This is a genomic window from Nocardioides coralli (genome assembly GCF_019880385.1).
In the GTDB taxonomy this organism is placed as follows: Bacteria; Actinomycetota; Actinomycetes; order Propionibacteriales; family Nocardioidaceae; genus Nocardioides; species Nocardioides coralli.
This window is the reverse complement of record NZ_CP082273.1, coordinates 1,673,984-1,699,008: the sequence shown is the minus strand read 5'-3', so window position 1 is coordinate 1,699,008 and position 25,025 is coordinate 1,673,984. Positions and strand designations below refer to the sequence as shown.

At 71.8% G+C, this 25,025-nt stretch carries 26 protein-coding genes and 1 pseudogene; 8 read left to right on the top strand and 19 right to left on the bottom strand.

All coding sequences use genetic code 11. From position 1 onward, the window contains the following. Positions 1 to 52: 52 nt before the first annotated feature. A complete protein-coding gene (locus K6T13_RS08300) occupies positions 53 to 1,333 on the bottom strand; it encodes an acetyl-CoA C-acetyltransferase (protein WP_222898006.1) in 1,281 nt (426 codons plus the stop codon). A 99-nt stretch (positions 1,334 to 1,432) separates the two neighbouring features. On the opposite strand from K6T13_RS08300, the gene K6T13_RS08295 reads away from it, so the two are divergent. Continuing rightward, positions 1,433 to 2,764, top strand: a complete 1,332-nt coding sequence (locus K6T13_RS08295; RefSeq protein WP_222898005.1) for a 3-oxoacyl-ACP reductase — start codon at positions 1,433 to 1,435, stop codon at positions 2,762 to 2,764. After that, the gene (locus tag K6T13_RS08290) at positions 2,764 to 3,609 is read left to right on the top strand and encodes a MaoC family dehydratase (RefSeq protein WP_222898004.1); all 846 of its coding nucleotides are present in this window, start codon (positions 2,764 to 2,766) and stop codon (positions 3,607 to 3,609) included. Before K6T13_RS08295 ends, K6T13_RS08290 begins: the two co-directional genes overlap by 1 nt. Here the strand turns inward: K6T13_RS08290 and K6T13_RS08285 are convergent. From K6T13_RS08285 to K6T13_RS08255, 7 genes are all read right to left on the bottom strand, one after another. Continuing rightward, complete coding sequence (locus K6T13_RS08285) at positions 3,597 to 4,592, bottom strand: NAD-dependent epimerase/dehydratase family protein (RefSeq protein ID WP_222898003.1); 996 nt, start codon at positions 4,590 to 4,592, stop codon at positions 3,597 to 3,599. The two genes, K6T13_RS08290 and K6T13_RS08285, sit on opposite strands and share 13 nt — an antisense overlap. Before the next feature lie 61 nt (positions 4,593 to 4,653). Further along, positions 4,654 to 5,517 carry an acyl-CoA thioesterase gene (locus K6T13_RS08280; protein WP_222898002.1) on the bottom strand — a complete coding sequence of 288 codons (864 nt, stop codon included), beginning with the start codon at positions 5,515 to 5,517 and terminating at the stop codon, positions 4,654 to 4,656. A gap of 3 nt (positions 5,518 to 5,520) precedes the next feature. After that, positions 5,521 to 6,471 (bottom strand): proteasome assembly chaperone family protein, encoded by a 951-nt coding sequence (locus tag K6T13_RS08275; RefSeq protein ID WP_249424008.1) that lies wholly within the window; start codon positions 6,469 to 6,471, stop codon positions 5,521 to 5,523. 31 nt (positions 6,472 to 6,502) lie between these two features. Next, a complete protein-coding gene (gene dxs / locus K6T13_RS08270; protein WP_222898001.1) occupies positions 6,503 to 8,413 on the bottom strand; it encodes a 1-deoxy-D-xylulose-5-phosphate synthase in 1,911 nt (636 codons plus the stop codon). A gap of 49 nt (positions 8,414 to 8,462) precedes the next feature. Continuing rightward, on the bottom strand, positions 8,463 to 9,344 hold the full coding sequence (locus tag K6T13_RS17430) for an NUDIX domain-containing protein (RefSeq protein WP_283247953.1): 882 nt from the start codon (positions 9,342 to 9,344) through the stop codon (positions 8,463 to 8,465). Next, a complete protein-coding gene (locus tag K6T13_RS08260; protein ID WP_222898000.1) occupies positions 9,334 to 9,990 on the bottom strand; it encodes an SDR family oxidoreductase in 657 nt (218 codons plus the stop codon). Before K6T13_RS08260 ends, K6T13_RS17430 begins: the two co-directional genes overlap by 11 nt. A gap of 71 nt (positions 9,991 to 10,061) precedes the next feature. Next, positions 10,062 to 10,427 (bottom strand): hypothetical protein, encoded by a 366-nt coding sequence (locus tag K6T13_RS08255; protein ID WP_222897999.1) that lies wholly within the window; start codon positions 10,425 to 10,427, stop codon positions 10,062 to 10,064. A 98-nt stretch (positions 10,428 to 10,525) separates the two neighbouring features. Between K6T13_RS08255 and K6T13_RS08250 the strand changes: the two genes are divergently transcribed. After that, positions 10,526 to 11,797, top strand: a complete 1,272-nt coding sequence (locus K6T13_RS08250; protein WP_222897998.1) for an ATP-binding protein — start codon at positions 10,526 to 10,528, stop codon at positions 11,795 to 11,797. Positions 11,798 to 11,850: 53 nt separating this feature from the next. On the opposite strand, the gene K6T13_RS08245 is transcribed toward K6T13_RS08250, so the two are convergent. Continuing rightward, a complete protein-coding gene (locus tag K6T13_RS08245) occupies positions 11,851 to 12,255 on the bottom strand; it encodes a secondary thiamine-phosphate synthase enzyme YjbQ (RefSeq protein ID WP_222897997.1) in 405 nt (134 codons plus the stop codon). Positions 12,256 to 12,461: 206 nt separating this feature from the next. On the opposite strand from K6T13_RS08245, the gene K6T13_RS08240 reads away from it, so the two are divergent. The 3 genes from K6T13_RS08240 to K6T13_RS08230 all read left to right on the top strand — a co-directional run bounded on the left by K6T13_RS08240 (position 12,462) and on the right by K6T13_RS08230 (position 14,536). Further along, on the top strand, positions 12,462 to 13,196 hold the full coding sequence (locus tag K6T13_RS08240) for a glycerophosphodiester phosphodiesterase (RefSeq protein ID WP_222897996.1): 735 nt from the start codon (positions 12,462 to 12,464) through the stop codon (positions 13,194 to 13,196). A 126-nt stretch (positions 13,197 to 13,322) separates the two neighbouring features. Next, a complete protein-coding gene (locus K6T13_RS08235) occupies positions 13,323 to 13,844 on the top strand; it encodes a DUF421 domain-containing protein (protein WP_222897995.1) in 522 nt (173 codons plus the stop codon). Positions 13,845 to 13,846: 2 nt separating this feature from the next. After that, positions 13,847 to 14,536 (top strand): DUF305 domain-containing protein, encoded by a 690-nt coding sequence (locus K6T13_RS08230; RefSeq protein WP_249424004.1) that lies wholly within the window; start codon positions 13,847 to 13,849, stop codon positions 14,534 to 14,536. A 104-nt stretch (positions 14,537 to 14,640) separates the two neighbouring features. On the opposite strand, the gene K6T13_RS08225 is transcribed toward K6T13_RS08230, so the two are convergent. Next, complete coding sequence (locus tag K6T13_RS08225; RefSeq protein ID WP_430228184.1) at positions 14,641 to 14,802, bottom strand: thiamine-binding protein; 162 nt, start codon at positions 14,800 to 14,802, stop codon at positions 14,641 to 14,643. A gap of 419 nt (positions 14,803 to 15,221) precedes the next feature. Between K6T13_RS08225 and K6T13_RS08220 the strand changes: the two genes are divergently transcribed. After that, entirely contained in the window at positions 15,222 to 15,599 is a 378-nt protein-coding gene (locus tag K6T13_RS08220) for a hypothetical protein (RefSeq protein ID WP_222897994.1), read from the top strand. A 71-nt stretch (positions 15,600 to 15,670) separates the two neighbouring features. After that, positions 15,671 to 16,075 (top strand): hypothetical protein, encoded by a 405-nt coding sequence (locus K6T13_RS08215; protein WP_222897993.1) that lies wholly within the window; start codon positions 15,671 to 15,673, stop codon positions 16,073 to 16,075. A gap of 187 nt (positions 16,076 to 16,262) precedes the next feature. On the opposite strand, the pseudogene K6T13_RS08210 reads toward K6T13_RS08215, so the two are convergent. The 9 genes and pseudogenes from K6T13_RS08210 to K6T13_RS08170 form a co-directional block, all read right to left on the bottom strand. After that, a pseudogene (locus K6T13_RS08210) lies at positions 16,263 to 16,379 on the bottom strand (thiamine-binding protein); the annotation flags it as partial. Then, positions 16,376 to 16,888 (bottom strand): SigE family RNA polymerase sigma factor, encoded by a 513-nt coding sequence (locus tag K6T13_RS08205; protein WP_222897992.1) that lies wholly within the window; start codon positions 16,886 to 16,888, stop codon positions 16,376 to 16,378. The pseudogene K6T13_RS08210 and the gene K6T13_RS08205, both read right to left, overlap by 4 nt. Further along, positions 16,875 to 18,152 (bottom strand): TolB-like translocation protein, encoded by a 1,278-nt coding sequence (locus K6T13_RS08200; protein ID WP_222897991.1) that lies wholly within the window; start codon positions 18,150 to 18,152, stop codon positions 16,875 to 16,877. Before K6T13_RS08200 ends, K6T13_RS08205 begins: the two co-directional genes overlap by 14 nt. 76 nt (positions 18,153 to 18,228) lie before the next feature. Then, the gene (locus tag K6T13_RS08195; RefSeq protein WP_222897990.1) at positions 18,229 to 19,290 is read right to left on the bottom strand and encodes an arginase family protein; all 1,062 of its coding nucleotides are present in this window, start codon (positions 19,288 to 19,290) and stop codon (positions 18,229 to 18,231) included. Further along, a complete protein-coding gene (locus K6T13_RS08190; protein ID WP_222897989.1) occupies positions 19,287 to 20,291 on the bottom strand; it encodes an ABC transporter ATP-binding protein in 1,005 nt (334 codons plus the stop codon). Before K6T13_RS08190 ends, K6T13_RS08195 begins: the two co-directional genes overlap by 4 nt. Beyond that, positions 20,288 to 21,259 carry an ABC transporter ATP-binding protein gene (locus K6T13_RS08185; protein WP_222897988.1) on the bottom strand — a complete coding sequence of 324 codons (972 nt, stop codon included), beginning with the start codon at positions 21,257 to 21,259 and terminating at the stop codon, positions 20,288 to 20,290. Before K6T13_RS08185 ends, K6T13_RS08190 begins: the two co-directional genes overlap by 4 nt. Continuing rightward, on the bottom strand, positions 21,259 to 22,167 hold the full coding sequence (locus K6T13_RS08180; RefSeq protein ID WP_222897987.1) for an ABC transporter permease: 909 nt from the start codon (positions 22,165 to 22,167) through the stop codon (positions 21,259 to 21,261). The genes K6T13_RS08185 and K6T13_RS08180 overlap by 1 nt, the downstream gene beginning before the upstream one ends. Then, positions 22,164 to 23,204 (bottom strand): ABC transporter permease, encoded by a 1,041-nt coding sequence (locus K6T13_RS08175; RefSeq protein WP_222897986.1) that lies wholly within the window; start codon positions 23,202 to 23,204, stop codon positions 22,164 to 22,166. The genes K6T13_RS08180 and K6T13_RS08175 overlap by 4 nt, the downstream gene beginning before the upstream one ends. After that, on the bottom strand, positions 23,201 to 25,021 hold the full coding sequence (locus K6T13_RS08170) for an ABC transporter substrate-binding protein (RefSeq protein WP_222897985.1): 1,821 nt from the start codon (positions 25,019 to 25,021) through the stop codon (positions 23,201 to 23,203). The genes K6T13_RS08175 and K6T13_RS08170 overlap by 4 nt, the downstream gene beginning before the upstream one ends. Positions 25,022 to 25,025 lie beyond the last annotated feature (4 nt).

Sequence of the window (25,025 nt, the reverse complement as noted above, 5' to 3'; positions counted from 1 at the left end):
CCCAGCCACCAGGTGACCGGGATCCTCGGCAGAAGCCTGGTGCGGGTGCGGGCTACTTCTCCAGGATCGCGACGACGCCCTGGCCGCCGGCGGCGCAGATCGAGATCAGCACCCGGCCGGAGCCCTTCTGGTCGAGCAGCTTGGCGGCGTTGGCCAGGATCCGGCCGCCGGTCGCGGCGAAGGGGTGGCCGGCGGCGAGCGAGGAGCCGTTGACGTTGAGCCGGGTCCGGTCGATCGCGCCCAGCGGCCCGTCGAGGCCGAGCCGCTCCTTGCAGAAGATCGGGTCCTCCCACGCCTTGAGCGTCGAGAGCACCTGCGAGGCGAAGGCCTCGTGGATCTCGTAGTAGTCGAAGTCCTGCAGCGCCAACCCCTCCCGCTGCAGCATCCGCGCCACGGCGTACGCCGGCGCCATCAGCAGCCCCTCGGCGCCGTGCACGTAGTCGACCGCCGCGGTCTCGTAGGCGGTGAACCAGGCGAGCACCGGGAGGTCGTGGGCCTGCACCCACCCCTCGGAGGCGAGCAGCACCGCCGAGGCGCCGTCGGTCAGCGGCGTCGAGTTGCCGGCCGTCATCGTCGCCGCCTCGCCCTTGCCGAAGACCGGCTTGAGCTTCGAGAGCTTCTCGACGCTGGAGTCCGGCCGCAGGTTGTTGTCGCGTTCGAGACCGCGGAACGGGGTGATCTGGTCGTCGAGGAACCCGGCGTCGTAGGCCGCCGCGAGCCGCTGGTGGGAGGCGGCGGCGAGCTCGTCCTGCTCCTCACGACCGATCTGCCACTCCAGCGCGGTGAGGGCGGCGTGCTCGCCCATCGACAGCCTGGTGCGGGGCTCGCCGTTCTGCGGGATCTCCAGGCCGATGTCGGTGGGGCGGATCGCACCGAGCGCCTTGAGCCGGCTGGCGGTGTCACGGGCCGCGTTGACCTTCATCAGCTTCTTGCGCAGCTTGTCGCTGATCGCGACCGGCGCGTCGGAGGTGGTGTCGGTGCCGCCGGCGATTCCGGCCTCGATCTGGCCGAGCGCGATCTTGTTGGCCACCTGGATGGCGGCCTGCAGGCCGGTCCCGCACGCCTGCTGGATGTCGGTGGCGGGCGTCTCGGGAGCGAGCCGCGAGCCGAGCACGGCCTCCCGGGTCAGGTTGAAGTCGCGCGCGTGCTTGAGCACCGCGCCCGCCACGACCTCACCGAGTCGTTCGCCCTGCAGCCCGAACCGCGTCACCAGGCCGTCGATGGCCGCGGTCAGCATCTCCTGGTTGGAGGCATCGGCGTAGGCGGTGTTGGAGCGGGCGAACGGAATCCGGTTGCCGCCGACGACGGCGACACGGCGCGTGGAGGTCTGCATGCGGCCCATTGTGACTCGCGAGTAGCCTCGGGCGAAACCGTCTGAGTCCCACGTCACGATGTGTGGACGCGTAGTTGCACAGGGAGTTACAAAACAGCCATGAGCGATCGCTACCAAGGTTTCGTGCGCACCCCCGTCGGCAAGCTGCTGGTCAACAACCTCGGCCTGCCGAACCCCACCCCGCTGCGGCGCCACGAGGACGGCGCGCCGCTCGTGGACGGCACCGTGGTGGTGGGCGGCACGGGTCGGCTGGTCGAGTCCCTCCCCGGCCTCCTCGACACCCTCGGGGTGGCTTCGACGGCCGCCGCTGACGCGGCCGAGACCTACCGCGGTCTGGTCTTCGACGCCACCGGCCTGACCGACGCGTCACAGCTGTCGGCGCTGCGCGACTTCTTCACGCCCCTGCTGCGCAGCCTCGCCACCTGCCCGCGGCTGCTGGTCCTCGGCACGCCGCCCGAGCAGGTCTCCGGCTCCGAGCGCGTCACCCAGCGGGCCCTGGAGGGCTTCACCCGCTCCCTCGGCAAGGAGGTCGGCAAGGGCGGCACCGTGCAGCTGGTGTACGTCGCCGACAGCGCCGAGGGGGCACTGGGCTCCACCCTCGGCTTCCTGCTGTCCGCGAAGTCGGCCTACGTCTCCGGGCAGGTCGTCCGCGTCGGCACCCACACCAGCAAGGCGGTCGAGGTGGAGGACCCCGACCGACCGCTGGACGGCAAGGTGGCCCTCGTGACCGGGGCCAGCCGCGGCATCGGCGCCGAGATCGCCCGGGTCCTGCACCGCGACGGCGCGACCGTCGTGGGCCTCGACGTCCCCCAGGCCGCCAGCGAGCTGCAGCGGCTGATGACCGAGCTCGACGGGGACCACCTCACCCTCGACGTGACCGCCAAGGACGCGCCCCAGCGCATCGCACGCCACCTCTCGGAGAAGCACGGTGGGGTCGACGTCGTGGTCCACAACGCCGGCATCACCCGCGACAAGCTGCTGCGCAACATGGACGAGGAGCGGTGGGACTCCGTGATCGGCGTCAACCTCCTCGCCCCCGAGCGGATCAGCCGACACCTCCTCGACAAGGGCGTCGTCAACGACAACGGCCGCATCATCGGGGTCGCCTCCATCGCCGGTATCGCCGGCAACCGGGGCCAGACCAACTACGCGGCCTCCAAGGCGGGGGTCATCGGGCTGGTCGACAGCCTCGCCGACGACCTCGACAAGGGGATCACCGTCAACGCGGTCGCCCCCGGCTTCATCATCACCGAGATGACGGCCAAGGTGCCGTTCGCGACCCGCGAGGTCGGCCAGCGCCTCAACGCCATGGCCCAGGGTGGCCTGCCGGTCGACGTCGCCGAGACCATCGCGTGGTACGCCCATCCCGGCTCCACCGCCGTCAACGGCAACGTGGTGCGGGTCTGCGGCCAGATGATGATGGGTGCCTGATGGCTGTCCCGGTCATCCTCAAGGCGGCCCTGCCGTCGATCCCGGTCGTCAACCAGCTGCCCGGGATCCGCAAGGACCCCGGCGCCGACCCGAGCCAGCTGGCGTTCACGCGCGACCGCGTCGTGGTCTCGCGCGACCACGTGGCGGCGTACGCCCGCGTGTGCGGCTTCCCCGCCAAGGACACCCTGCCGCTGACCTACCCGCACCTGCTGGCCTTCCCGCTCCACATGCGGGTGATGACCAGCCCGTCGTTCCCCTACCCCGCGATCGGGACCGTGCACCTGGAGAACTCGATCACGGCTCGTCGCCCGGTCTCGGCGACGGAGGAGCTTTCGGTCGGCGTCCGGGTGTCCGCGCCGCGCCCCCACCCCAAGGGCACGGTCATCGACTTCCTGGCCGAGGTGCGCTCCGGAGTGGAGGTGGTGTGGGAGTCGACCTCGACCTACCTCCGGCGCGGGAAGGGCGATGCGGATGCCTCGTCCGGCACCACGATGGAGCGGACACCACCGGGCACCGTGGAGTGGCGCCTGGCCGACGACCTCGGCCGCCGCTACGGCGCCGTGTCGGGTGACCGCAACCCGATCCACCTCTACCCCCTGACGGCCAAGGCCCTCGGCTTCCCCCGGCAGATCGCCCACGGCATGTGGAGCCTCGCCCGCTGCGTCGCGGCACTCGAGAACCGGTTGCCCGACTCGGTGACGGTGGACGCGGCGTTCAAGAAGCCGGTCCTGCTGCCCGGGACGGTGGCCTTCGGCCACGAGTCCACCGAGACCGGCCAGGCGTTCGCGCTCACCAGACCCAAGGACGGGGCGCCCCACCTGGTCGGTCGCGCCTACGCCGTCTGACCGGCCGCCTTCCAGAGCCGCCGCTCGGCGGCGACGTCCATCCCGGTGCGGGGCCGGTCGCCGGGCTGCGGCGGCAGGCCCTCGCGCTGCATCCAGGCCCACGTGGCGGCCACCGTCTCGCGCACCGGCCGGCACGTCAGCCCGGCGGCGTACGCCGCGGAGACGTCGCCGTCGTGCAGGCCGGCGAGCTCGCCGGTCGGCGGCACCCAGATCGGGAGCTCGGTCCACGGCGCCACCCCGGCCCGTTCGACCGCCTCGGGAGACAGCCAGACGAGCTCCGCTTCGCTGCCGGTGACGCGGACGCACTCGGCGAGCAGCTCGCCGACCGTGGTGTGCCCGGGGCGACTGACGGTGTTGAACACCCCGACCGGCTGGTGCTCCAGCACCCACTGGGCCAGGTCGCGGGCGTCGACGAGCTGCAGCGGGCGGTCCTCGGGGCCCGGCGTGGGCACCCGGCCACCGGCCGCCACCCGGTCCAGCCAGAACGGCAGGCGCCCGACGCGCTCCCAGGGGCCGAGGATGAGCCCGGCCCGGGCCAGCAGCACGTCACCGTCGAAGTCCCGGATTGCGGCCAGCTCGCCGCCACGCTTGGCGGCGGCGTAGTCGCCGGCGTCGGTCCCGTCCGGGTCGCCCTCGACGACGGGTGCTGACTCGTCGAGCCCGGGGGCAGGGGGCCAGGTGTAGACCGAGCGCGAGGAGACGTAGGTGTAGTGGCCGGCGCGCCCGGAGAGCAGCCGCGCCGCGTCGCGCACGACCACCGGTTCCTGCGACCAGGTGTCGACGACGGCGTCGAACTCGTCGTCGCCGAGTGCCGCCGCGACCGCGCCCGGGTCTCGCCGGTCCGCGTGGCGGACGTCCACGCCCGGGGCCGTCACCCCGGTGAGCCCGCGGTTCAGGGTCACGACGTCGTCGCCTCGGGCCAGGGCGGTCTCGACGACAGCACGGCCGACGTGGTGGGAACCGCCCAGGACCAGGACCCTCATGACGCCCGATGCTCCCGCCTCGAGCGAGGCCTGGACAGGACTGTTCGCGCTGGGCGGAACGTCAGTCGGTCGGTCGCATCCGCAGCAGGCCCTCCTGGGCCACGGAGGAGACGAGGCGACCGTCGGCGGTGAAGACCTGGGCGAGCGCCAACCCGCGAGCACCCTGCGCGGACGGCGCGTGCTGGTCGTAGAGCCACCACTCGTCGGCGCGGAAGGGCCGGTGGAACCACATGGCGTGGTCGAGCGAGGCCGGCTGCAGCCCCGGCGTTCCGATCGTCACGCCGTGGGGCACCAGGGCCGCACCGAGCAGCGTCAGGTCGCTGGCGTAGGTGAAGGCGGCGAGGTGCTCCAGCGGGTCGTCGGAGAGCTCGCCGTTGACGCGGATCCACAACCGGGCGCGTGCCGGGTGGTCGGGGTCGTCGGGCAGGCCGCGGCCACTGATCCCGACGTACCGCACGTCGAGGGCGGCCCACTCCTTCTCGAACCGCTCGGCCTCGGCGGCGTCGCGCGCACGCACGAGGTCGACCAGCCGGACGCCGTCCTCGGGGGCCGGCACGTCAGGTATCGCGTCTTGGTGGTCGAAGCCGGGCTCCTCCTGGTGGAAGCTGGCGGTGAGGAAGAAGATCGGTCGGCCGTGCTGCCGCGCGACGACGCGACGGGTGGCGAAGGAGCGGCCGTCGCGCAGCTGCTCGACGTCGTAGACGATCGGCACGGCGGTGTCGCCCGGGCGCAGGAAGTAGGAGTGCAGCGAGTGCGGGCGGTAGGCGGGGTCGACGGTCTGGCACCCGGCCAGCAGGGCCTGGGCAGCGACCTGACCACCGAAGACCCGCTGCATCTCCGTGTCGGGCTGACGTCCCCGGAACAGGTTGGTGTCGAGCTTCTCCAGGGAGAGCAGCTCGAGGAGCTCGGTGGCCGAAGCGGGCACGGGTCAGTCCTCGTCGTCGGGGTCGTCGGTGTCGTCCTCGGTCCCGTCGAGGCCGGCCAGGAACTGCTCGAACTGCAGGCCGATCTCCTCGCCTGTGGGCAGCGGCTGGTCCTCGGCGAGCAGGCTGGAGCCCTCCGACTCGGCCCGCTCGAAGGCGTCGTACTGACGCTCCAGGGAGGCGACGACCTCACCGACGTCCTCGTTGGCCGCCAGGTAGCGGGCGATCTCGGCCTCACGGTCGCCGGCCTCGGCGCGGAGGTCGGACAGGTCGACGGTGAGCCGCGCCCCCCGCTCCACGTGCTCGAGCAGGGAGACCGCCGCCGCCGGGTAGTCGAGCTGTGCCAGGTAGTGCGGGACGTGGGCGACGAAACCGAGCGCGTCGTGACCCCACTCCCCCAGCCGCAGCTCCAGCAGGGCCTGGGCGCTCGAGGGGATCCGCAGCTCGCCGCGCCACGGGCTGTCCGCGTCGAGGAGCGCCGCGTTGTTGGCGTGCGGGGTGATGGCGATCGGACGGGTGTGGGGAACCGCCATCGGGACCGAGCCCATCGCCACCACGCGTGACACGGCGAGCCGCTCGACCACCAGACGCACACCGGCCACGAAGGCCTCCCACCGCGTGTCGGGCTCAGGACCGTGCAGGAGCAGGTACGGCGTCCGGCCGGTGTCACGCACGAGCCGGACGACCAGGCGAGGCGGCTCGTAGGCCTCGTAGTGGTCGCGCACGAAGGACATCGGTGGGCGTCGCGCGCGGTAGTCGTGGAACAGGTCGACGTCGAAGGTGGCCACGACGGGGGACTCCGCCAGGTCGGACTGGTCCAGGAGGTGCCGGGCGGCGCGGGCGGCGGCGTTGCCGGCGTCGAGGAAGCCGTCGAGGGCCACGACCATCGCCAGGTCGTCCACCCCGTCGAGCTCGGGGACCTCGTCGACGACGTGCACGACCGGTTCGTTCACCACGGCCGCGATCCTACGGCGTGGACCACGGGCCTCAGCGCTCGGCGTCGACCGCCGGCGGACCTGCTGTGGGCGCGTCCACGCCGGTCGCGATCTCCTCGACGATGCCACGGGCCAGCGTCTGCGGGTCGAGGCCGATCCGCTCCAGGATGGCAGCCCGCTTGGCGTGGTCGAGGAACTCCTGGGGGATGCCGTGCACCCGGATCGGGGTGGTCACGCCCTGGTCGTTGAGCTCCTGCAGGAGCGCGGCTCCGCAGCCACCGACGCGGCCGTTGTCCTCGAGGTGGACGACCAGCGCGTGGTCGCGCGCGAGCTCGACCAGGGCCGGGTTGACGGGCTTGACCCAGCGGGGGTCGACCACGGTCGCGCCGATCCCCTGGGCGACCAGCCGCTCCCCCACGTCGACCGCCGTGGTGGCCATCGACCCGATGCCCACGATCAGCACGTCGTGGGTGCCGTTGCGCAGCAGCACGTCGACGCCGCCGACGTGGTCGACGGCCTCCAGGTCCGCCGGCGGGGGGCCCTTCGGGAACCGGACGACCGTCGGGGCGTCGTCCACCGTGATCGCCTCGCCCAGGAGCTCGCGCAGGCGGCTGGCGTCGCGGGGTGCGGCCAGCCGGAGGCCGGGGACGACCTGGAGCACGGACATGTCCCACATGCCGTTGTGGCTCGCGCCGTCGTCGCCGGTGACCCCGGCCCGGTCGAGGACGAAGGTGACGCCGCACCGGTGCAGGGCGCAGTCCATCAGCACCTGGTCGAAGGCCCGGTTGAGGAAGGTGGCGTAGATCGCGACCACCGGGTGGAGCCCACCCATGGCGAGCCCGGCGGCGCTGGTGGCCGCGTGCTGCTCGGCGATCCCGACGTCGAAGGTGCGCTCGGGGAACCGGGCCTCGAAGTGGTGGAGCCCGACCGGGTGCATCATCGCCGCGGTGATGGCGACGACGTCCGGTCGACGCTCGCCGATCCGGACCATCTCCTCGGCGAAGACGTCGGTCCAGATGCCGCCGACGGGGTGTTCCTCGCCGGTCTCGATGTCGAAGGGGCGCGGCGAGTGGAACTGGTCGGCCTCGTGCTGCTCGGCCGCGTCGTACCCGAAGCCCTTGCGGGTCAGGGCGTGCACGATGACCGGTCCCTCGAAGCGCTTCGCCTGCGAGAGTGCCTGTTCCATCGCTGCCTGGTCGTGTCCGTCGACCGGGCCGACGTACTTGAGCCCGAGGTCCTCGAAGAGGCCCTGGGGGGCGATCGCGTCCTTCATCCCCTTCTTCATGGCGTGGAGCACGTCGTAGGCGGCCGGCCCGACACCCGGCACGGCGTTGAGGCGTCGCTTCACGAGGTCGAGGAAGTGCTCGTAGCGGGGGTTGGTGCGGAGCGACGTCAGCGCGGTCGCGAGACCACCGACGGTGGGCGTGTAGGACCGGCCGTTGTCGTTGACGACGATGACCAGCCGGCTCCGGGTGTCGACGGCGATGTTGTTGAGGGCCTCCCAGGCCATCCCCCCGGTGAGGGCGCCGTCGCCGATCACGGCGACGACGTGGCGGTCCTCGCCCCGGACGGTGAACGCCTTGGCCAGGCCGTCGGCGTAGGACAGCGCGGTCGAGGCGTGCGAGTTCTCGACGATGTCGTGCTCGGACTCCGCCTGGTTGGGGTAGCCGCTGACGCCGCCCTCCTGGCGGAGCTTGTCGAAGCCCGCACGGCGGCCGGTCAGCAGCTTGTGGACGTAGGCCTGGTGGCCGGTGTCGAAGACGATGCGGTCGCGCGGCGACTCGAAGACCCGGTGCACGGCCAGGGTGAGCTCGACCACGCCCAGGTTGGGACCGAGGTGCCCGCCCGTGCGCGAGCAGGTCTCGACCAGGAAGTCGCGGATCTCGCTGGCCAGTGCCGTCAGCTCGTCGGACGTGAGGTCGCGCAGGTCACGCGGCGACGCGATCGACTCGAGGTGGCCCATGGGGAGCGAGTCTAGACGTGGCGCGGGCGCCCGACCCAGCCACGGCGGCTCACCCCCGGAGTGCGGCGTAGAGCCCGGAGCGGAGGAACGCCGGCAGCACGACGGACCCCGCGGCGGTGAGGTCGAGAGTGGCGACGGCGGCGGGGTCGACGAAGACGATCTGTCGACCCTCACGGCAGTCGATGTCGGCGTCGGTCAGGTCGGCGGCGGCGGCGAAGACCCGCATCCGGTCGACACTGCCGTAGGCGTCGCGGTGGTCGACGCGGTACTCGCCGTGGAGGGTGAGCTCGTCGGGGGTCAGCTCCACCCCGGTCTCCTCCTCGAGCTCGCGCACCGCCCCGGTCAGGAAGTCCTCGCAGTCGTCGAGGTGCCCGCCGACGAGTCCCCACTTCTCGGGGTCGATCCGCGGGTGCTCGTCGCGTTCCTGGAGCAGCAGCGCTCCGCTCCGGTCGACGAGGACGACGCCGGCGAACCGGCGCGAGGGTCGGCCACCGAACCGGCCGAGGTAGGTCGGCGAGTCCACCACGTCCGGCAGCTGGAGCCGGGCCGCCTGCAGCAGGTCGCGGTCGAACAGCAGGTCGCGGTCGACGAACACCATCTGCCGTCCCTCGCCGCAGCGCACGTCGGCATCCGAGGCCGGTGACCGGGCGAGGTAGAGCTCGAACTCGTCGAGCCCGCCGCAGGACTCGGCGTGGTAGCGGGTCCGCCCCAGGTGCTCGAGCTCGTCGCGGCCCACCCGGAGCCCGGTCTCCTCGGCGAGCTCCCGCACTGCTGCGTCGCGGTAGTCCTCGCCGGGTTCGAGGGCACCACCGGGGAGTCCCCAGCGGTCGGGGTCCACCGGAGCGTGCTCGTCCCGTTCCTGGAGCAGGACGCGCCCGTGGTCGTCGAGGACCGCCACACTCGCGAACCTGTGCTGCGGTTCAGCCCTCATAGGCGAGCTCGCTGCGCCAGGCGGCGGGATCCTGGTGGGCGGCCGCGTGCAGGGCCTCGGCGACGCGGTCGGGCGTGAAGGCACCCTCGCGCGACAGGGACCCCCGGACCGTCACCGACACCGCACGGATCCCGTCGGGCTCGAGGGCGGCGTCGATGCTGCGGACGAGGTTCTGCAGCCCGGCCTTCTGGACTCCGAGGGACGCGACGCGGTGGTCGGGTCGGTCGGCGGCCATGCTGCCCGTGGCCGTGACCCGGCTGCCGGCCGTCAGGAAGGGGCGGGCAGCCTGCAGGACGGTCAGCAGGGCGCCGACACCGAGCGTCACGTCCTCCAGCAGCTCGGCGACGGTCAGCTCCAGCGGACCCCGCTCGCGGTAGGCGCTCGGGTTGAAGTGGAGCACCTCCAGGTGGCCGAAGCGCTCGCCGATCCGCGTCACCGCCGCCCTGGTGGCCGTCTGGTCGGTGAGGTCGGCGACCACGTGCTCGACCACCGCGCCCCGTTCGCCGAGCTCGGCGGCGAGGGTGGCGAGCACCTCCTCGTCGGCACCCAGCAGCCCGACGTCGTGACCGTCCTGGGCATACGTCCGGGCGAGCGAGCCGCTGACGCCCGGACCGGCGCCGGCGACGAGGACCACGGGTCGCGTCATGGCTCGACCGTACCCGGGTCTCCGGGCGCCGGTGGGCACTCCCCGCGTGCCCGCGACCGCCCGCCTGGGCGTCAGAGCCGCGCCACGTAGCGCCGACCCCGCAGTGCCTCCTCGACCAGACCGACGGCACGACGGGCCGCGAGCAGGCGGGCTTCCTCCAGCTGGAAGGTCTGGATCGCCGCGTCCACCACGGCCGGCTCGGCCACTTGGCCCAGGTCGGCCCTGGCCTCGCTGAGCCCCCGCCGGCAGGCCGCGAGACCGGCGTCGACGTGGAGCACCGCGAACCGGGCCAGCACCACGACGTGTCGACGCAAACCGGCGTAGCGCCGGTAGTCGGCCGGGCAGAGGTCGAGCAACCAGCTGGCGGCGGTCGTCTCCCAGTCCGGGGTGTCGGGGGGACGGACCTCGCGGGGCCATCCCGGTGGGGCGACGTTCACCGTCCCAGCCTACCGCGGCGTCGAACACCTGTTCGATCTGAGTGTCCAACCGGCGGGGGTGGTTTCGCTGGGCCCCCGTGGGAGGAAGGATGGGCCGTGTGACGACCGAGGTGGAGGCGGACGAGGAGCTGCCTGCCGAACCCACCAGCGCCGGGCGCGCGCGCCGTCTGGTGCGCGAGGTCGTCGCGGGACGTGGTCAGCACGAGCTCCTGGAGGCGGCCGAGCTCGCCATCAGCGAGATCGTGACGAACGCCCTCGTCCACGCCGGTACGGCGATGCGACTGCGGATCCTGGCCGCCGACCGCCGGCTGCGGTTCGAGCTCGAGGACGGCGGCAGCAGGCTGCCCCATCCCCGCGACTTCGGCCCGTCGGCCTCCACCGGGCGCGGCCTGCGGCTCGTCGACCAGCTGGTGTCACGGTGGGGAGCGCACGCCTCCCCGATCGGCAAGGTCGTGTGGTTCGAGATCAGCGAGGACCCCGAGGCCGACGACCTCGACCTCGCCGACGACGAGCCCGCGCCGTACGAGCAGGAGCGGGTCTCCGTCGAGCTGCTCCGGATGCCGCTGCTCATGCACCAGGCGTGGCAGGAGCACGCCTCCGCCTTGCTGCGCGAGCTGATGCTCGTGCGGCTGGACGCGGGGCTCGACGCGCTGACGGAGCACGCCCGGGCCAGCGACGCCCTGGGCATCCTCGAGGACCAGGTGCCGGTCCCCCACATCGGGATGGAGCCAGCCGGCGTGATGGCCAACGCGATCGAGCCTGACATCTCCGAGCCGCGGCTGGTCATCGAGGTGCCCCGGACGTCGCTCCCCAGCTTCGAGGCCCTCGACGTGCTGATGAACGAGGCCGTCCACCTCGCCGACTCCGGGCGCCTGCTGGCCCCGCCGAGCCAGCCCGAGATCGAGTCGCTGCGCCGGTGGATCTGCGGACAGGTCAGGAGCCAGGCGGCCGGCGGTGACGCTGCGCCGTGGTACACCCTGTCCACCGAGGCGCCGCCAGCGCGCACCCCGATCCCGGCGGATCACTGGAGCCCGGACGAGCTCTCCCGTTCGGACCGGGCTGTCGTCGCCGCCGACGACTTCAACGCCATCGTCGCCGTCAGCCGGTCTGCGCTCGACCTCCTGGGCTACGACGACGCCGCCGACCTCGTGGGCCGGCGACTGCTCTCGATCATCCCGGAGCGCTTCCACCAGGCTCACATCGCGGGATTCACGATGTTCCTCGTCAACGGACGGGCTCCCCTGCTGGGGCAGGAGATCACGGTGCCGGTGCTGCGCGCCGACGACACCGAGGTCGAGCGGCGGCTCCTCATCACGGCTCAGTCGCTCGCCGGCGGCCGGCACGTGTTCGTGGCCGAGTTTCCCGGCTGATCGCACAGCTCGACGACCGTCGGCCGTGGCGACCTGCGGACCGGTGCAGCACCTCAGCCCGGCAGGAAGGAGAACCGGACCTCCCGGTCCGGGTTGTCGACGTTGAGGTCGACCAGGCAGATGCTCTGCCAGGTGCCGAGGGTGAGCCGGCCGTCCAGCACGGGAACCGTCACCGAGGGCGGCACGAACGCCGGCATGACGTGGCTGCGTCCGTGGCCCCGGCTGCCGTGCTGGTGCTGCCACCGGTCGTCGGCCGGCAGCAGGTCGCCGAGAGCCGCGAGCAGGTCGTCGTCGCTGCCTGCGCCGGTCTCGATGATCGCGAGGCCGGCGGTGGCGTGCGGCACGAAGACGTGCAGCAGTCCGTCACCGCGCCCCTCGACGTACGCCGTGCAGTCCTGCGTGAGGTCGCGGACCTCCTCGCTGTCCCCGGTGCGGTATCGGCGGGTCTCCGAGTCCATGCCCCGATGGTGTCACGTCCGCCTCAGGCGCGATCCGTGCACGCGTCTAGACCATTTGGGTGACGCGCCGCCCCGCCTCCGCGGCTTACGGTGCCGCAACGCCCCCCTTTGTCGGGAGGGGGCACGGGGGACCACAACGGGGGAAGATCATGACGCGTGCGAGGAGTGCCGCGGCGGCGGCTGTGCTGACAGCAGGGATCCTGACGGTGCCGACTGTGCCGGCGGAGGCGGCACGGGCCTGCCAGAACATCGCCCACCGGGCCATCTACCAGGGCACCGAGGAACAGGTGCGCGGGGTGCGTCGGAACGCCAAGTGGGGCTTCACCGAGATCGACGCCCGCGTCACGGCGGACCAGAAGGTCGTCGCCGTGCACGACTCGACGCTCGAGCGGACCTCGGGCGGTGCCACGCGGGCGCGTGTGGAGGGGTTGACCCTGCAGCAGATCCGGCGCAAGCGCTACGTGCTCGGCCGGCGCGTGGAGACGACGCGGCGGCTGATCACGGAAGCGGCCCGCACGAAGTCGTCGATCATGGTCACCATCAACTCCTACGCCCGCTACCGCGACGCGTGGGACGACTACGGGCTCCAGACGCTCTGGAACGCGGCGCAGACCCACCCCAAGCCCTCCAAGGTCTACTTCGGGGGTGCCGGGGCTGAGAAGGCGATGCGCAACCAGTTCCCCGCCGCGAGCACCTTCCACCGCTACAAGGGCCGTGACAGCGACATCCTCTCCCACGCCGTCGACACCGGCGTCGCGCTCGCTGCGCTGCCACCCGCCCACTTCGACCCTGGCCTGGTGTCTGACCTGCGCGCGGCCGGGATCCGGGTGGCCTCGGTGCAGCTCAACCGCAAGAAGTCCGTGCGCCGAGCCAACGCGGCGGGCATCCGCCTCGTCCAGACCGACCACTCGCGCAAGACCGTGCGGAAGTGGTGCCGCTGAGCCTCCAGCGGGGGAGCTGGTCGGCGAGGTGGTGAGCCCCGCCGGGTCCCGCGCGCAGAGGGAGCGAGAGCATGCCCCTCCTCCGGTCGCTCACGTATCTTGCCCGGGCCTGGGTACGGCAGGTAGATGTGGTTCGACTCCTGGTCCCAGATCGTGCGCGTGGTCCTGGTCGCGGGCGCGACGTACCTGAGCTTGCTCGTGCTGCTGCGGGTGTCAGGAAAGCGCACCCTCGCGAAGCTCAACGCGTTCGACCTGGTCGTGACCGTTGCACTCGGGTCGACGCTGGCGACGGTCCTGCTCAACAGCACGGTGGCCTGGACGGAGGGTGTGGCGGCTCTGGTCGCCCTCGTCGTCCTCCAGTTCCTGGCGGCTGGCGTGTCCGCGTGGGTCCCGGGAGGCCACGCGGCCATCACGGCCCGCCCCACCCTGCTCCTGAGTGACGGGAAGGTGGACCAAACCGCTCTGAGACGCACTCGGGTCGCTGAGGGCGAACTGCGACAAGCCGTCCGCGGCAGCGGTCAAGGCGACCTCGGGTCGGTGGCGGCGGTCGTCCTGGAGACCGACGGTTCGATGAGCGTCATCCCACGATCATCGGCGGGCGACATGTCGGCACTGAGAGACCTTCGCTCGACAATCCGGAAAGGGTGAACATGTCTGACCAGCACCACGAGATGACGTCGAACGACGCCCACCAGCGCCACGGCGGGAACGGAGCAGGACGCGCCTACGTGCGGTTCGGCCTCATGATCGCCACGTCCACACTCACCATGTTCCTCCTGACCTACACCAACCTCTTCAGCATCGACCATGCGCACGTCAGCGAGGAACGCATCTACATGGCTGTCCTCATGGGGTCGGCCATGGCGATCATCATGCTCTCGTTCATGTGGGGGTCGATGTACCAGAACACCAAGGTCAACGTCGTGATCATCGGGACAGCCCTCGCCGCCGGCAGCCTGGCGCTCTTCCTCTCGCAAAGCCAGACGCTCGTGCAGGACGAGGCATACATGAAGGGAATGATCCCGCACCACTCGATCGCGATCCTGACCAGCGAGCGCGCGGAGCTGCGAGACGTCCGCGTCGAGGAGCTGGCCAGTCAGATCAGCGACACCCAGGTCAAGGAGATCGCCGAGATGGAGTGGCTGCTCGACGACATCGACGACAACGGCGCAGCGACCACGGACGAGGAGGCGCGTCAGCGACCTGTTCCGGAGTTCGATGCGGAAGGTCAGCGGGCGGAGGCGTCCGGGCGCGAGCCGTTCGGCCTGCGAGCCTCCCCGTGGCTGGCTCGCCTGGTGGGGAGCCAGCACCTTCAACCTCTTCCGCGGCCGGGACGGTGACGTCCACGCCCACGCCCACGCCCACGCCCTCGACACCGGCGTCGATCTCCCGGCCCTGCGCAAGACCGTGCGGAAGTGGTGCCGCTGAGCTTCCAGCGGGGGAGCTAGTCGGCGAGGTGGTGCTCGACCCGCTCGACCTTCGCGGTCAGCTGACCGTCGTAGCCGGGACGGATGTCGGCCTTGAGCACCAGGCCCACGCGGGGCGAGGCGGCGGCGACGACGTCGACGGCTCGCTTCACGACAGCCATCACCTCATCCCACTCCACTGAGACTTTAGGTAGGTAAAGGATCGTTAGGGCAGGTCAGAGCCTATGCGGCCCCCTCCCCGGCCGTGTCGGATCAGCCTCGTAGCGGCCTTCGGGAAGCCACTAGGAGCGCAGCCAGCGGCCTGCCGGACCCCGACCCCGGGCCCCTGCCTCCAGCCGCACTAGCGGTCCCGTAGCGGCCCCGACCCGGAGGCAGCCAGCCCGACCCGCCAGCCGCGACACCGAGGGGGTGGGGTGGCCCCGCGAGTGGGGCGAGGCAGTGGGAACCCCCGGCCAGCCATTCGTCCGTGGTGCCAGATCAAGCATCCGGGAGGATGCACGCACGCCTCGGTGTGACCTACGCTTCAGTCACCTGCCGTCGGGGGCGAAGGAGTGCAGGTATGACATGCGCCTGGATGACAACGACTCAAGACAGTCGAATGCTGCTGAAGATCCTGAGCGCTGCTCACGTGCCACTGGACGAGCTGCCCTCCAGAAGCGGCGCCGAGGTCGCCACAGAACTCGCGGGCAGGGCACTGCTTCGCTACGTGGCCGCGACCGGGGTTCACGAGAACTCTCACCCGGGTCCGACATTCGTCACCCCCACCGCTTACACATCCAGCGAACTGAACTCGTACCTCGCGTTGCCCCGTCCAGATCTCCTGCGCGACCACGCGATCTGGATAGATCCGAGCAGGGTCGACACGATACTGGGGCCGCGATGGGTACACCTCGGTTCCGGCATCGAGTATGTGCTCCCCAATGGATACACCAGTGATGCAGTCATCGAACCGGGTTGGGCGGTGCAGATCCGGTGATTCGTGACCACGTCCTCAAGGAACTGTCAGCCGCATTCGGTGCGAACTGCGGAAGAGCCAACATGCGGCCCGTGTACTCGGCAGTCGATCGACACGCGGTCCTTGAGTGGCTTGCCGAAGGAAGCGCGTCAGGCTTGGCTGGCGGCATCCAGGGTCATTACTACGTCACGATGTCTGCCTGGACCGAGGAGGACACCGGGGTCCTGGTCCTGGAGTTCTGGTCCGGCGTTGCTAGCGGGATCGGCTATCGGCGCTCCATGGTTGCGCGAGTCGGCTCGGGGACCCCCGATGATGCGATGGAGACTCTTGTGTTCGACGTTGAGCAGCAGTTCTACTCGTCGGTTGGGCGCGCACACCAGATGCTGGCCGCCTTCGCCGCGTCCAAGCGGATCCCGTTCACCCCCGACGTCACCCCGTTCGTCGGTCCACGGTGGGGCGACGAATCCGACAATCCCGGGCCCTTCCCGTTCCCATAAGGCTCTATCGGGAATAGTACGTGCCCGCGAGATCGTCGGTCTCGACCCGCCCTCGGCCACCCAGCCCTGGCCGGTGACAGCGCTGAGGGTCATCGAGCGGACCGGTGGCCGCTGAGTACGAGGCCCATCAGGGCGACGACGACTCCACGTAGTAGTGGTGTTCGCCCGGCGGAGTCCCGTCGTGCCCGTTGGTCTCGCACGGCAGGCCAGACTCCCTGACCACCCGGACTGCCGCGGCCACCGCCTCGGAGACCGAACCCGAGTCGTCGGCGGCGGTGGGGCTGAGGCTGAAGGCGACGATCATGTCACCAGCGTGCCGGATCCCGCCGGCTCCTCGGTGACCAGGTGGGGCGCTCGCTCGCGCATCCGTCGCAGGGCGTCGCGCGTCTGCGACTTCACGGTGCCGACCGAGACCCGGAGGATGTCGGCGGTCTCGGCCTCGGTGCGGTCCTCGAGGTAGCGCAGCACCACCACGGCGCGCTGACGCGGCGCCAGGCCGTCGAGCGCGCGGCGGAGGTCGACGCGCAGCGTCGGCTCCTCGGCCTCCCCCGCCGGTTCCGGGACGTCGTCGGTGAGCAGCTCGCGCCACCGCCGACGCCGCCACCGGGAGATGCTCTCGCGGACCATCACGCGCCGGACGTAGGGATCGGGGTCGCCGTGGATCCGCGCCCAGTGCGGCACCACCTTGACCAGGGCGGCCTGGACGAGGTCCTCGGCGTCGTGGTGGTTGCTCGTGAGCAGGTACGCCGTGCGCAGCAGGCCCCCCTGCCGGGCCGCGACGTACTCCTCGAAGCGAGCGTCAGACCCGCGCACGGCGTCTCCTGACGGTGCCGACCGTGCGGGCGACCAGCCACAGGAGCACCAGTGCGGCCAGCAGGTTCCACGGCCACCACCAGAACCACCAGCGCGGGTCCCGGTGGTCCGGTTGCGGCACGCCGGCGACGAGCGGGTCGGCGAACAGGTCGATGGCGTAGCTCGGGCTGCCCTGGACCTGCGACTCGTCGAGACCAAGCGGCTCGACCGTTGCGGTGTTCACGTCCACCCGCAGTGCCTCCCGCGCGTCGACCACGAGGTGCTGCGGACCCGCCCACCCCTGGATGTCTCCGGCGGGCTGTCCGTCCAGCGATACCTCCTCAGCACCCGATCCGTCGTCGACGAGAAGTCGGCGACCGTCCTCCAGCGACAGAAACGCCACCCGGCCGTCGTCGGCGACGGCGACGTCGAGGAGCGCTCCGGAACCCAGCCGTTCGGAGGTCGTCGACCCGGACACCGGGTCCAGCCGCGTCAGGGTCGACCGGCCGTCGGTCCAGGCGAAGCCGCGGGCGTCCGTCCCCACGACACCGACCGAGCTCGCCCGCGCGACGACGCGGTGCCGTCCGGTGGCGAGGTCCCACACCATCAGCACCCTCTGGCCGCTGGCCTGCTTGACGGCGGCCATCAAGTGGCGGGAATCTCCGGAGAACATCGGGAGATCGGGCACGTCGGACAGCGACCGGCCCCCGTCGGGTACCCGAACCGCCGTCGTCCCTCCCGTGACGGCGTCGTAGACGTCCCAGCCGTCCCTGCTCGTGCGTCCCGCCGCGCGCGCTTCGGCCCGCTGCCGGCCGACAGCGACCCGGTGGCCGTCGGGCGAGAGCACGGCCTCGCCGACGAGGTCGAGGAAGTAGGCGCGGCCGTCCGCGGCGGAGATCCCGAAGACCTCCAGGTCGGTCGACACGCCACCACCGAAGCCGGCCGCGCTCGTGCGGAAGGAGTGGGCGACGACGGCCAACGGCCCCGGCGCGCCCGCCTCCGCCACGCTGGGTGCCCATTCGTCGGGCGGATATATGGTCCGAGGGATCGAGAGCGCCCCGTCGGGCGAGTCCACCGGGTCAGGCTCGCGCCACGTCCAGGGGCCGCCGGCCAGTGCCGCTCCGACGACCAGTGCGGCGACCAGGGAGAGCGCGGTCCCCAGCGTCCGGCGGCGGCGGTGCCGTCGGGTGCCGTCGCGCCAGAGCTCGCTGGCGACGAGAACCTGCGACGGGGCGTCGTCGGCGAGGTCGCGCAGGGCGCTGCGCAGGTCGATGTCGGTGCTCATGGTCGTCTCCTCCCAGCCTCACACGGGAGTACGCCCTGAGAAGGAGATCCGGAGGGGTGGCGCGCCCAGGTTTTCCTCAGGCGCCGTCGTGGGCGTCGAGGTAGGCGGCGACCAGGGTCCCGAGCGTGGGCAGGTGGTAGCCGCCCTCCTGCACGACGACCGACGGGATCCCGAGCCCACCGAGCCGCCGGCCGGCACCGGCGTACCCGGCGGCGGTCACGGCCAACGGGCTCTCCGGGTCGTCGGCGGCCGCGTCGACGCCGAGCGAGACCACCAGACCGTCGGCACCCCACTCCGCCACCCAGCGGGCAAGGTCGTCGACGGCGACCAGCCACGCGTCGTCCCCGGTGCCCGGAGGGAGCGGCAGGTTCCGCGTCGCGCCGACGCCGTCGCCGACGCCGGTCTCCCCCGCATGCCCGAGGACGTGGGGGAACCAACCCGCCGCCGGGTCGACGTGGAGCGACCCGTAGCGGACGTCGCCACGCTCCCAGAAGATCGCCTGCGTGCCGTTGCCGTGGTGGGCGTCGAGGTCGAGGACCGCCACCCGCTCGCGACCCCCGTCGCGCAGCGCCTGTGCGGCCACGGCGGCGCTGTTGAGGTAGCAGGAACCGCCGTAGCCGGCCGCGGTCGCGTGGTGGCCGGGTGGACGGCTCAGGGCGTACGCCGCCGGCGCCCCGTCCAGCACGAGGCTCGCCGCCGTGGCCGCGCAGTCGGCGGCCGCCACCGCAGCCTCCCAGGTCCCTGGTCCGACCAGCGTCATCGTGTCGTAGCAGAACCGGCCGGTGAGTCCGTGCAGGGCAGCGGGGTCGCGAACCGGCATCCCGCCGGTGAGGGCAGGGGTGAGGAAGAAGTAGGGCGTCACGCGGTCCTGGCCGACCTCGTCGTCGTAGTCGGCCTCCACCCAGCGCTCGTGGGCGGTGGCGAGAAAGTCCAGCAACGCCGGCTCGTGCACGGTCGCCAGGAGGTCCCCGGCGAGGGGTCCGGCGGGGACGAGCACACGGTCACCCACGGCGTCGAGGATCGCGTCCACGCGCTCGGCCACCTCGACGGCGGGAGTGGCGACCCCGAGCCAGACCTCGTGACGGGGGTCGTGCCGCCGGGTGGCCGGTGACCACACGACCGGCATCCGGCCGTTCACCGGCTCAGCACCGACGCCAGGTGGCAGGCGACCTGGTGACCGGTCGGGTCGGCGGGGAGCACCGGCAGGGCCTCGCCTCGACACGCCTCGGCCACCCCGGCGGCCTCGGCCCGACCCTCGGCCAGCGCGGGGCACCGGGGGTGGAACCGGCAGCCACCCGGGATCCGGGTGGGGTCCGGGATCTCGCCCGTCAGGACGACCGGTTCGAGGCGCTCGATCTCCGGCACGACGGAGAGCAGGGCCTGGGTGTAGGGGTGCTGCGGACGCTGCAGCACCTCCTCGGTCGGTCCGGACTCCACGACCCGGCCGAGGTACATGACCGCGATCCGGTCGGCGATGTTCCAGGCCAGGCCCAGGTCGTGGGTCACCACGAGGACCCCGAGCCCCAGCCGCTCGCGCAGCGAGAGCAGCAGCGCCAGGATCTCCCCGCGGATCGAGGCGTCCAGCGACGAGACGGGTTCGTCCGCGACCAGCAGGTCGGGCCCGATGGCGAGCGCCCCCGCGATGAGCACGCGCTGGCGCTGCCCGCCCGACAGCTCGTGGGGGTAGCGCAGGAAGAAGCTCTCCGGGGGCCGCAGCCCGGCGTCCGACAGTGCGGCGGCCACGAGCGCGCTCTCGCTCCGACCCTCCGGGTCCGCGGCGACCAGGCCGTGGAGCCGGAGCCCCTCGGCCACCGACTCGTAGACCGTGTGGCGCGGGTTCAACGCCCCTGCCGGGTCCTGCAGCACCATCTGCACCCGTCGACGCAGTGCCCGCAGCCCGCGGGTCGAGTGGTCCAGCGGCTGCCCGTCGAAGCGCACCTCGCCGGCGGTGGGTCGCTCGAGGCCGAGGAGGGTCCGCGCCAGCGTCGTCTTCCCGGACCCGCTCTCACCGACCAGGGCGACGATCTCCCCCGCGTCGAGGCGTACGTCGGCACCGTCGAGGGCCCGGGCGACGCCACCCCCGCGCGGGGTGAACTCGACGACCAGGCCGGAGCCGGTCAGGCTCACGCCGCCGGTCACGGCTCACCCACCCGGATGCAGGCGGCCGCGCGCCCCGGCGCATGCTGCTCCAGCGGCGGCTCCGCCGCCCGGCAGGCCTCGACGACGCGGGGGCACCGGGGAGCGAAGGAGCACCCCGGTGGCAGGGACCGCAGGTCCGGCGGGTCGCCACCGAGGCCGGCCGGCGCGTAGCGGGCGGCCCGGTCACCGATCCGCGGGAAGGCCGCGGAGAGCGCGGCCGCGTAGGGGTGGAGCGGCTCGCCGAAGACCTCGCCGGCCGCGCCGACCTCGACCAGCCGACCGGCGTACATCACGAGGATGCGGTCACAGAGGTCGGCCAGCACCGAGAGGTCGTGGCTGATGAAGAGCATGCCCACACCGAGGTCGCGGACGAGGTCCGACATGACGGTCAGCACCTGGCTCTGCACCATGACGTCCAGCGCCGTGGTCGGTTCGTCGGCGATGACGAGGTCGGGGCGGCAGGCGAGTGCCATCGCGATCATGACGCGCTGACGCTGCCCACCGGAGAGCTGGTGCGGGTAGTTCCGGTCCCGTGAGGTCGCGAGGCCGACCTGCTCGAGCAGCTCCCCCACCCGACGGCGGAGCTCCTCGTCGGACAGGGAGGGCTCGTGGAGACGGATCGGCTCGGCGAGCTGGTGGCCGATCCGCTGGACGGGGTTGAGGGAGTGCAGGGCTCCCTGGAAGACGATCGAGGCGCCGGCCCAACGGAGGGCCCGCAGCTCGCCCCAGCCCATGGTCAGCACGTCACGGCCCTCGACGAGGACCCGGCCGGAGACAGTGGCCGACCGGGGCTGCAGGCGGAGCACGGTCGAGGCGAGCGTCGACTTGCCACACCCCGACTCCCCCGCGACGCCGACGACCTCCCCGCGCGCGACGCTGAGGTCCACCCCCCGCACGGCGGGGACGTCGCCGCCGCTGGTGCGGTAGGTGACCGTCAGTTCCTCCATCTGCAGCAGGCTCTCGGCCATCACCGCTCCTTGAGCCGGGGGTTGAGGACCTCTTCGAGCGCCCGTCCGATGACCGTGAAGCTGAGCACGACGAGCACCACGCACACACCGGGCGGGATGATGAACCACCACGACCCGGTGGTGATCGCCCCCAGGGTGTAGGCGTCCTCGAGCATGCTGCCCCACGAGATCCGCGTCGGGTCGCCGAGACCGAGGAAGCTCAGCGTCGTCTCGGCGAGGATCGCGATGGTCACGGTCAACGTGGTGTTGGCGAACACCATCGGCATCACGTTGGGCAGGATGTGTCGACTCATCTGGTGCCAGCGACCGGCCCCGAGCACCCGTGCCCGCTCGAGGTACGCGCGTTCCTTGATCGACAGCGTCTGGCTCCTGATCAGCAGCGCGGTCCCCGGCCACGAGGTCACGCCGATGACGAACGCGATCGTCAGCAGCGAGGGGCCCAGCACGGTGGCCATGACGATGGCCAACGGCAGGAAGGGGATCACCAGGAACCACTCCGTCAGCCGGAACAGCACCGCTCCCGCCCTGCCCCCGAAGTAGCCCGACATGAGGCCGACGAGGGTGCCGATGACCATCGAGATGGCGGTGGCCAGCAGACCGACGAAGAGGGACACCCGGGAGCCCCAGATCAGCAGCGTCAGCACGGAGCGGCCGTTGTCGTCGGTCCCGAGCCAGTAGTCGCCCGAGGGTGGCTCGAGCACCCCGCCGGTGGCCTTGGTGACCTCCAGGCCCTCGGCGTCCGCGAGCCAGGGCGCGAGGACTGCCATGGCCAGGAAGATCGTCAGGACGACGAGGCCGACCAGGCCGGAGCGGTGGGTCCGGAACTGGCGCCAGCCGCGACCCCAGGCCTCGCGCCGCCGCTGGCGAGCCAGCTGGCGGGCGCTGGGAGCCGCCGACGTCGTGCTCATGCCCGCACCCGCGGGTCGAGGAGTCCGTAGACGAGGTTCGCCACCAGGTTCGCCGCGATCACCGCCGCCGACGCGACCAGGAAGGTGCCCTGCAGCACCCAGTAGTCCGGCACCTCCAGGGCCTCGGTGGCCAGCAGCCCCAGGCCCGGGATGGAGAAGACGGTCTCGATGGTGATCGCTCCCGTCACCACGAACCCGATGTTGAGCGCGATGAGCGTGGTGGTCGGCAGCAGGGCGTTGCGAACGGCGTGCCGGTTGCGCACCTGCACGTCGCGCAGCCCCTTCGCGCGCGCCGTGACCAGGTAGTCCTCGCCGATCTCGTCCAGCAGCGAGCTGCGCATGATGAGCGCGTAGTCGGCGAGGTAGGCCAGGGCGAGGGTCAGCACCGGCAGGGTCAGGTGCCAGGCGACGTCGACCACGCCCGCGGGCGAGGTGGGGTCGACCCCCGGCGAGACGAGCCCGCCGGTCGGGAACAGTCCCGGGATCGGCCCGGCGCCCACGGCGAAGACGGCGATCAGCATGAGGCCGAGCCACCACTCCGGCATCGAGTAGAGCGTCAGGGACGAGCCCGTCCCGATCCGGTCGAACGCGCTGCCCCGGCGCCAGGCACCCAGGATGCCGAGCCAGACCCCGAAAACGGTGGCCAGCAGGGTCGCCGTCCCGACCAGCAGCAGCGTGGGCCACATCCGGTCCACGATCAGGTCGGCGACGGGGACGCGGTAGCGCAACGAGATGCCGAGGTCGCCGGTGAAGGTGTTCTGCAGGAACGTGAGGAACTGCTGCGGGAGGGGCTGCTCCAGCCCGTAGGTCCGGTTGAAGTCCTCGAGCTGCTCGGGGGTCGTGAACCGGCCCCGTCCGAGGGTGCGTCCCGGGTCGCCGGGCAGGACGCGGAACAGGAAGAAGTTCACGACGAGCATGAATGCCAGGCTCCCGAGTGCGCCGAGGGTCTTGCCCAGCGCGTAGCCGCCGAACCCGTGCCCGCGCCGCGGCGGCGCAGCGACCGGGGTCGGCGCCTCGGTGACGGCGCCGACCGTCACTCCCGGTCCTCGACCGTGGCGCGACGCCGCAGCATCACGACGGCACCGAGCCCGAGGAGCACCAGCAGTCCCGCGCCGGCGCCGATGGCCAGCCCTGTGCCCGGGCCGTCATCGCCGGCGGCGTCGGACGCCTGGGTCACGCCGTCCTCGCCGGCGCACTCCTCCGCCTCCGACGCCGGGCGCATGTGGAGGTAGTTGTAGGTGCTGGCCTGGATGAGGTAGACGCCGCCCGGGTCAGGCTGCGGCCGCATGCAGGCGAACCGGTCGCTGCGCCACGCCTCTCCGATGGTGCTGTAGGCGGTCACCAGGTAGGGCGCGTCGTAGTAGAGGATCTCCTGCATCCGCTGGACCATCTCCGCACGCGCATCCGGATCGGACTCGCTCTTCTGCTCCTCGTAGAGCCGGTCGCACTCCTCGTCGCAGTACCAGGTGTCCGACCAGTTGCCCCGCTGGTCGCAGGTCATGTACGACAACATCGAGTCGGGGTCGGGGTCCAGGAACCAGCCCCACTCGAAGACGTCGAACTCGCCGGCGAGGATGATGTCGGTGAGCTTGTTGGACTCGACAGCCCGGACCTCGGCATCGATGTCGATCTCCGAGAGCCATTCCTGGAAGAACGTCAGCACGTCGGTCGAGACCTTCGAGTCGCTGCGGGCAAAGAGCCGCAGCGTCCCGATCGGCTCCCCGCTCGGCAGTGTGCGGAAGCCGTCGTCCCCCACCGTGTAGCCGGCCTCGTCCAGCAGCTCTGCCGCACGCTCGAGGTCGAAGGTGAACGCGTCGTCCTCGGGCGGCTCCCAGTGGAAGGCGGGCAGGGCCGGAGGGACGATCGTCGACCCCGGCGTCCCCGCTCCCTGGTAGGCCTTCTCGACGATCTGCTCACGGTCGACCGCGAACCCCAGGGCGTAGCGGAACGCGGGGTCGAGCACCGCGGGGTTCGGGTCACCCATCGGCTCGCCGGTCTCGAGGTCGACCGAACCGGCGTTGAAGGCGATCTCGTCGAAGCCGGCGGACTCGGCGTTGACGGCGGTGATCCCGTCGCGCCCCTCAAGGGCCCGGACCTGGATGGCGGAGAGGTCCTCGACGAAGTCGACCTCCCCCTTCAGCAGCGCCTGGGCGGCGGCGTCGTCGGACTTGAACACGCGGAAGACGACCTCGTCGAGGTGCGGCGTGCCCTTCCAGTAGTCCGGGTTGACCTCGAACCGGTACGTCGAGCCGCCGGCCGTGCCCTCGACGAGGCGGAAGGGTCCGGACCCCACGACCGGCTCCCCGTCCTCCGGCTCGTTGGAGAAGGCCTTGACCTGCTCCTCCGACACGTCGGTCCACACGTGCTCCGGCACGATCGGGACCGGCAGCGCCGGCAGCACCGAGCTCGGCCGCTTCAGCTCCAGCACGACCGTGGTGTCGTCGGGGGCCGTCACGGACTCGACACCGCCGAGGAAGCTGCCCCACGTCGCCCGCTCCGGACCCCCGTCGACGATGCGTCCGAACGTGTAGGCGATGTCCTGCGCGGTCAGCGGCTCACCGTCGGACCACGTCACGTCGTCGCGGACGGTGTAGGTCCACGTCAGCCCGTCCTCCGAGCTCTCCCACTCGGTCGCCAGCGACGGCGCGGGAGTCAGGTCGTCCATGGTGTAGGTCGTGAGCGAGTCGTACATGAGACCCCACATCTCGAACGACTCGACCTCGATGCCGAGGAACGGGTTGAACGAGTCGACCTCGTTGTCCAGTGCGACCGTGAACGTGACCTCCTCCTCCGCAGCGGTGGCCGACGAGAGGACGGCGGCCGGAGCCAAGAGGGCGAGGACCAGACCGGTCACCGCG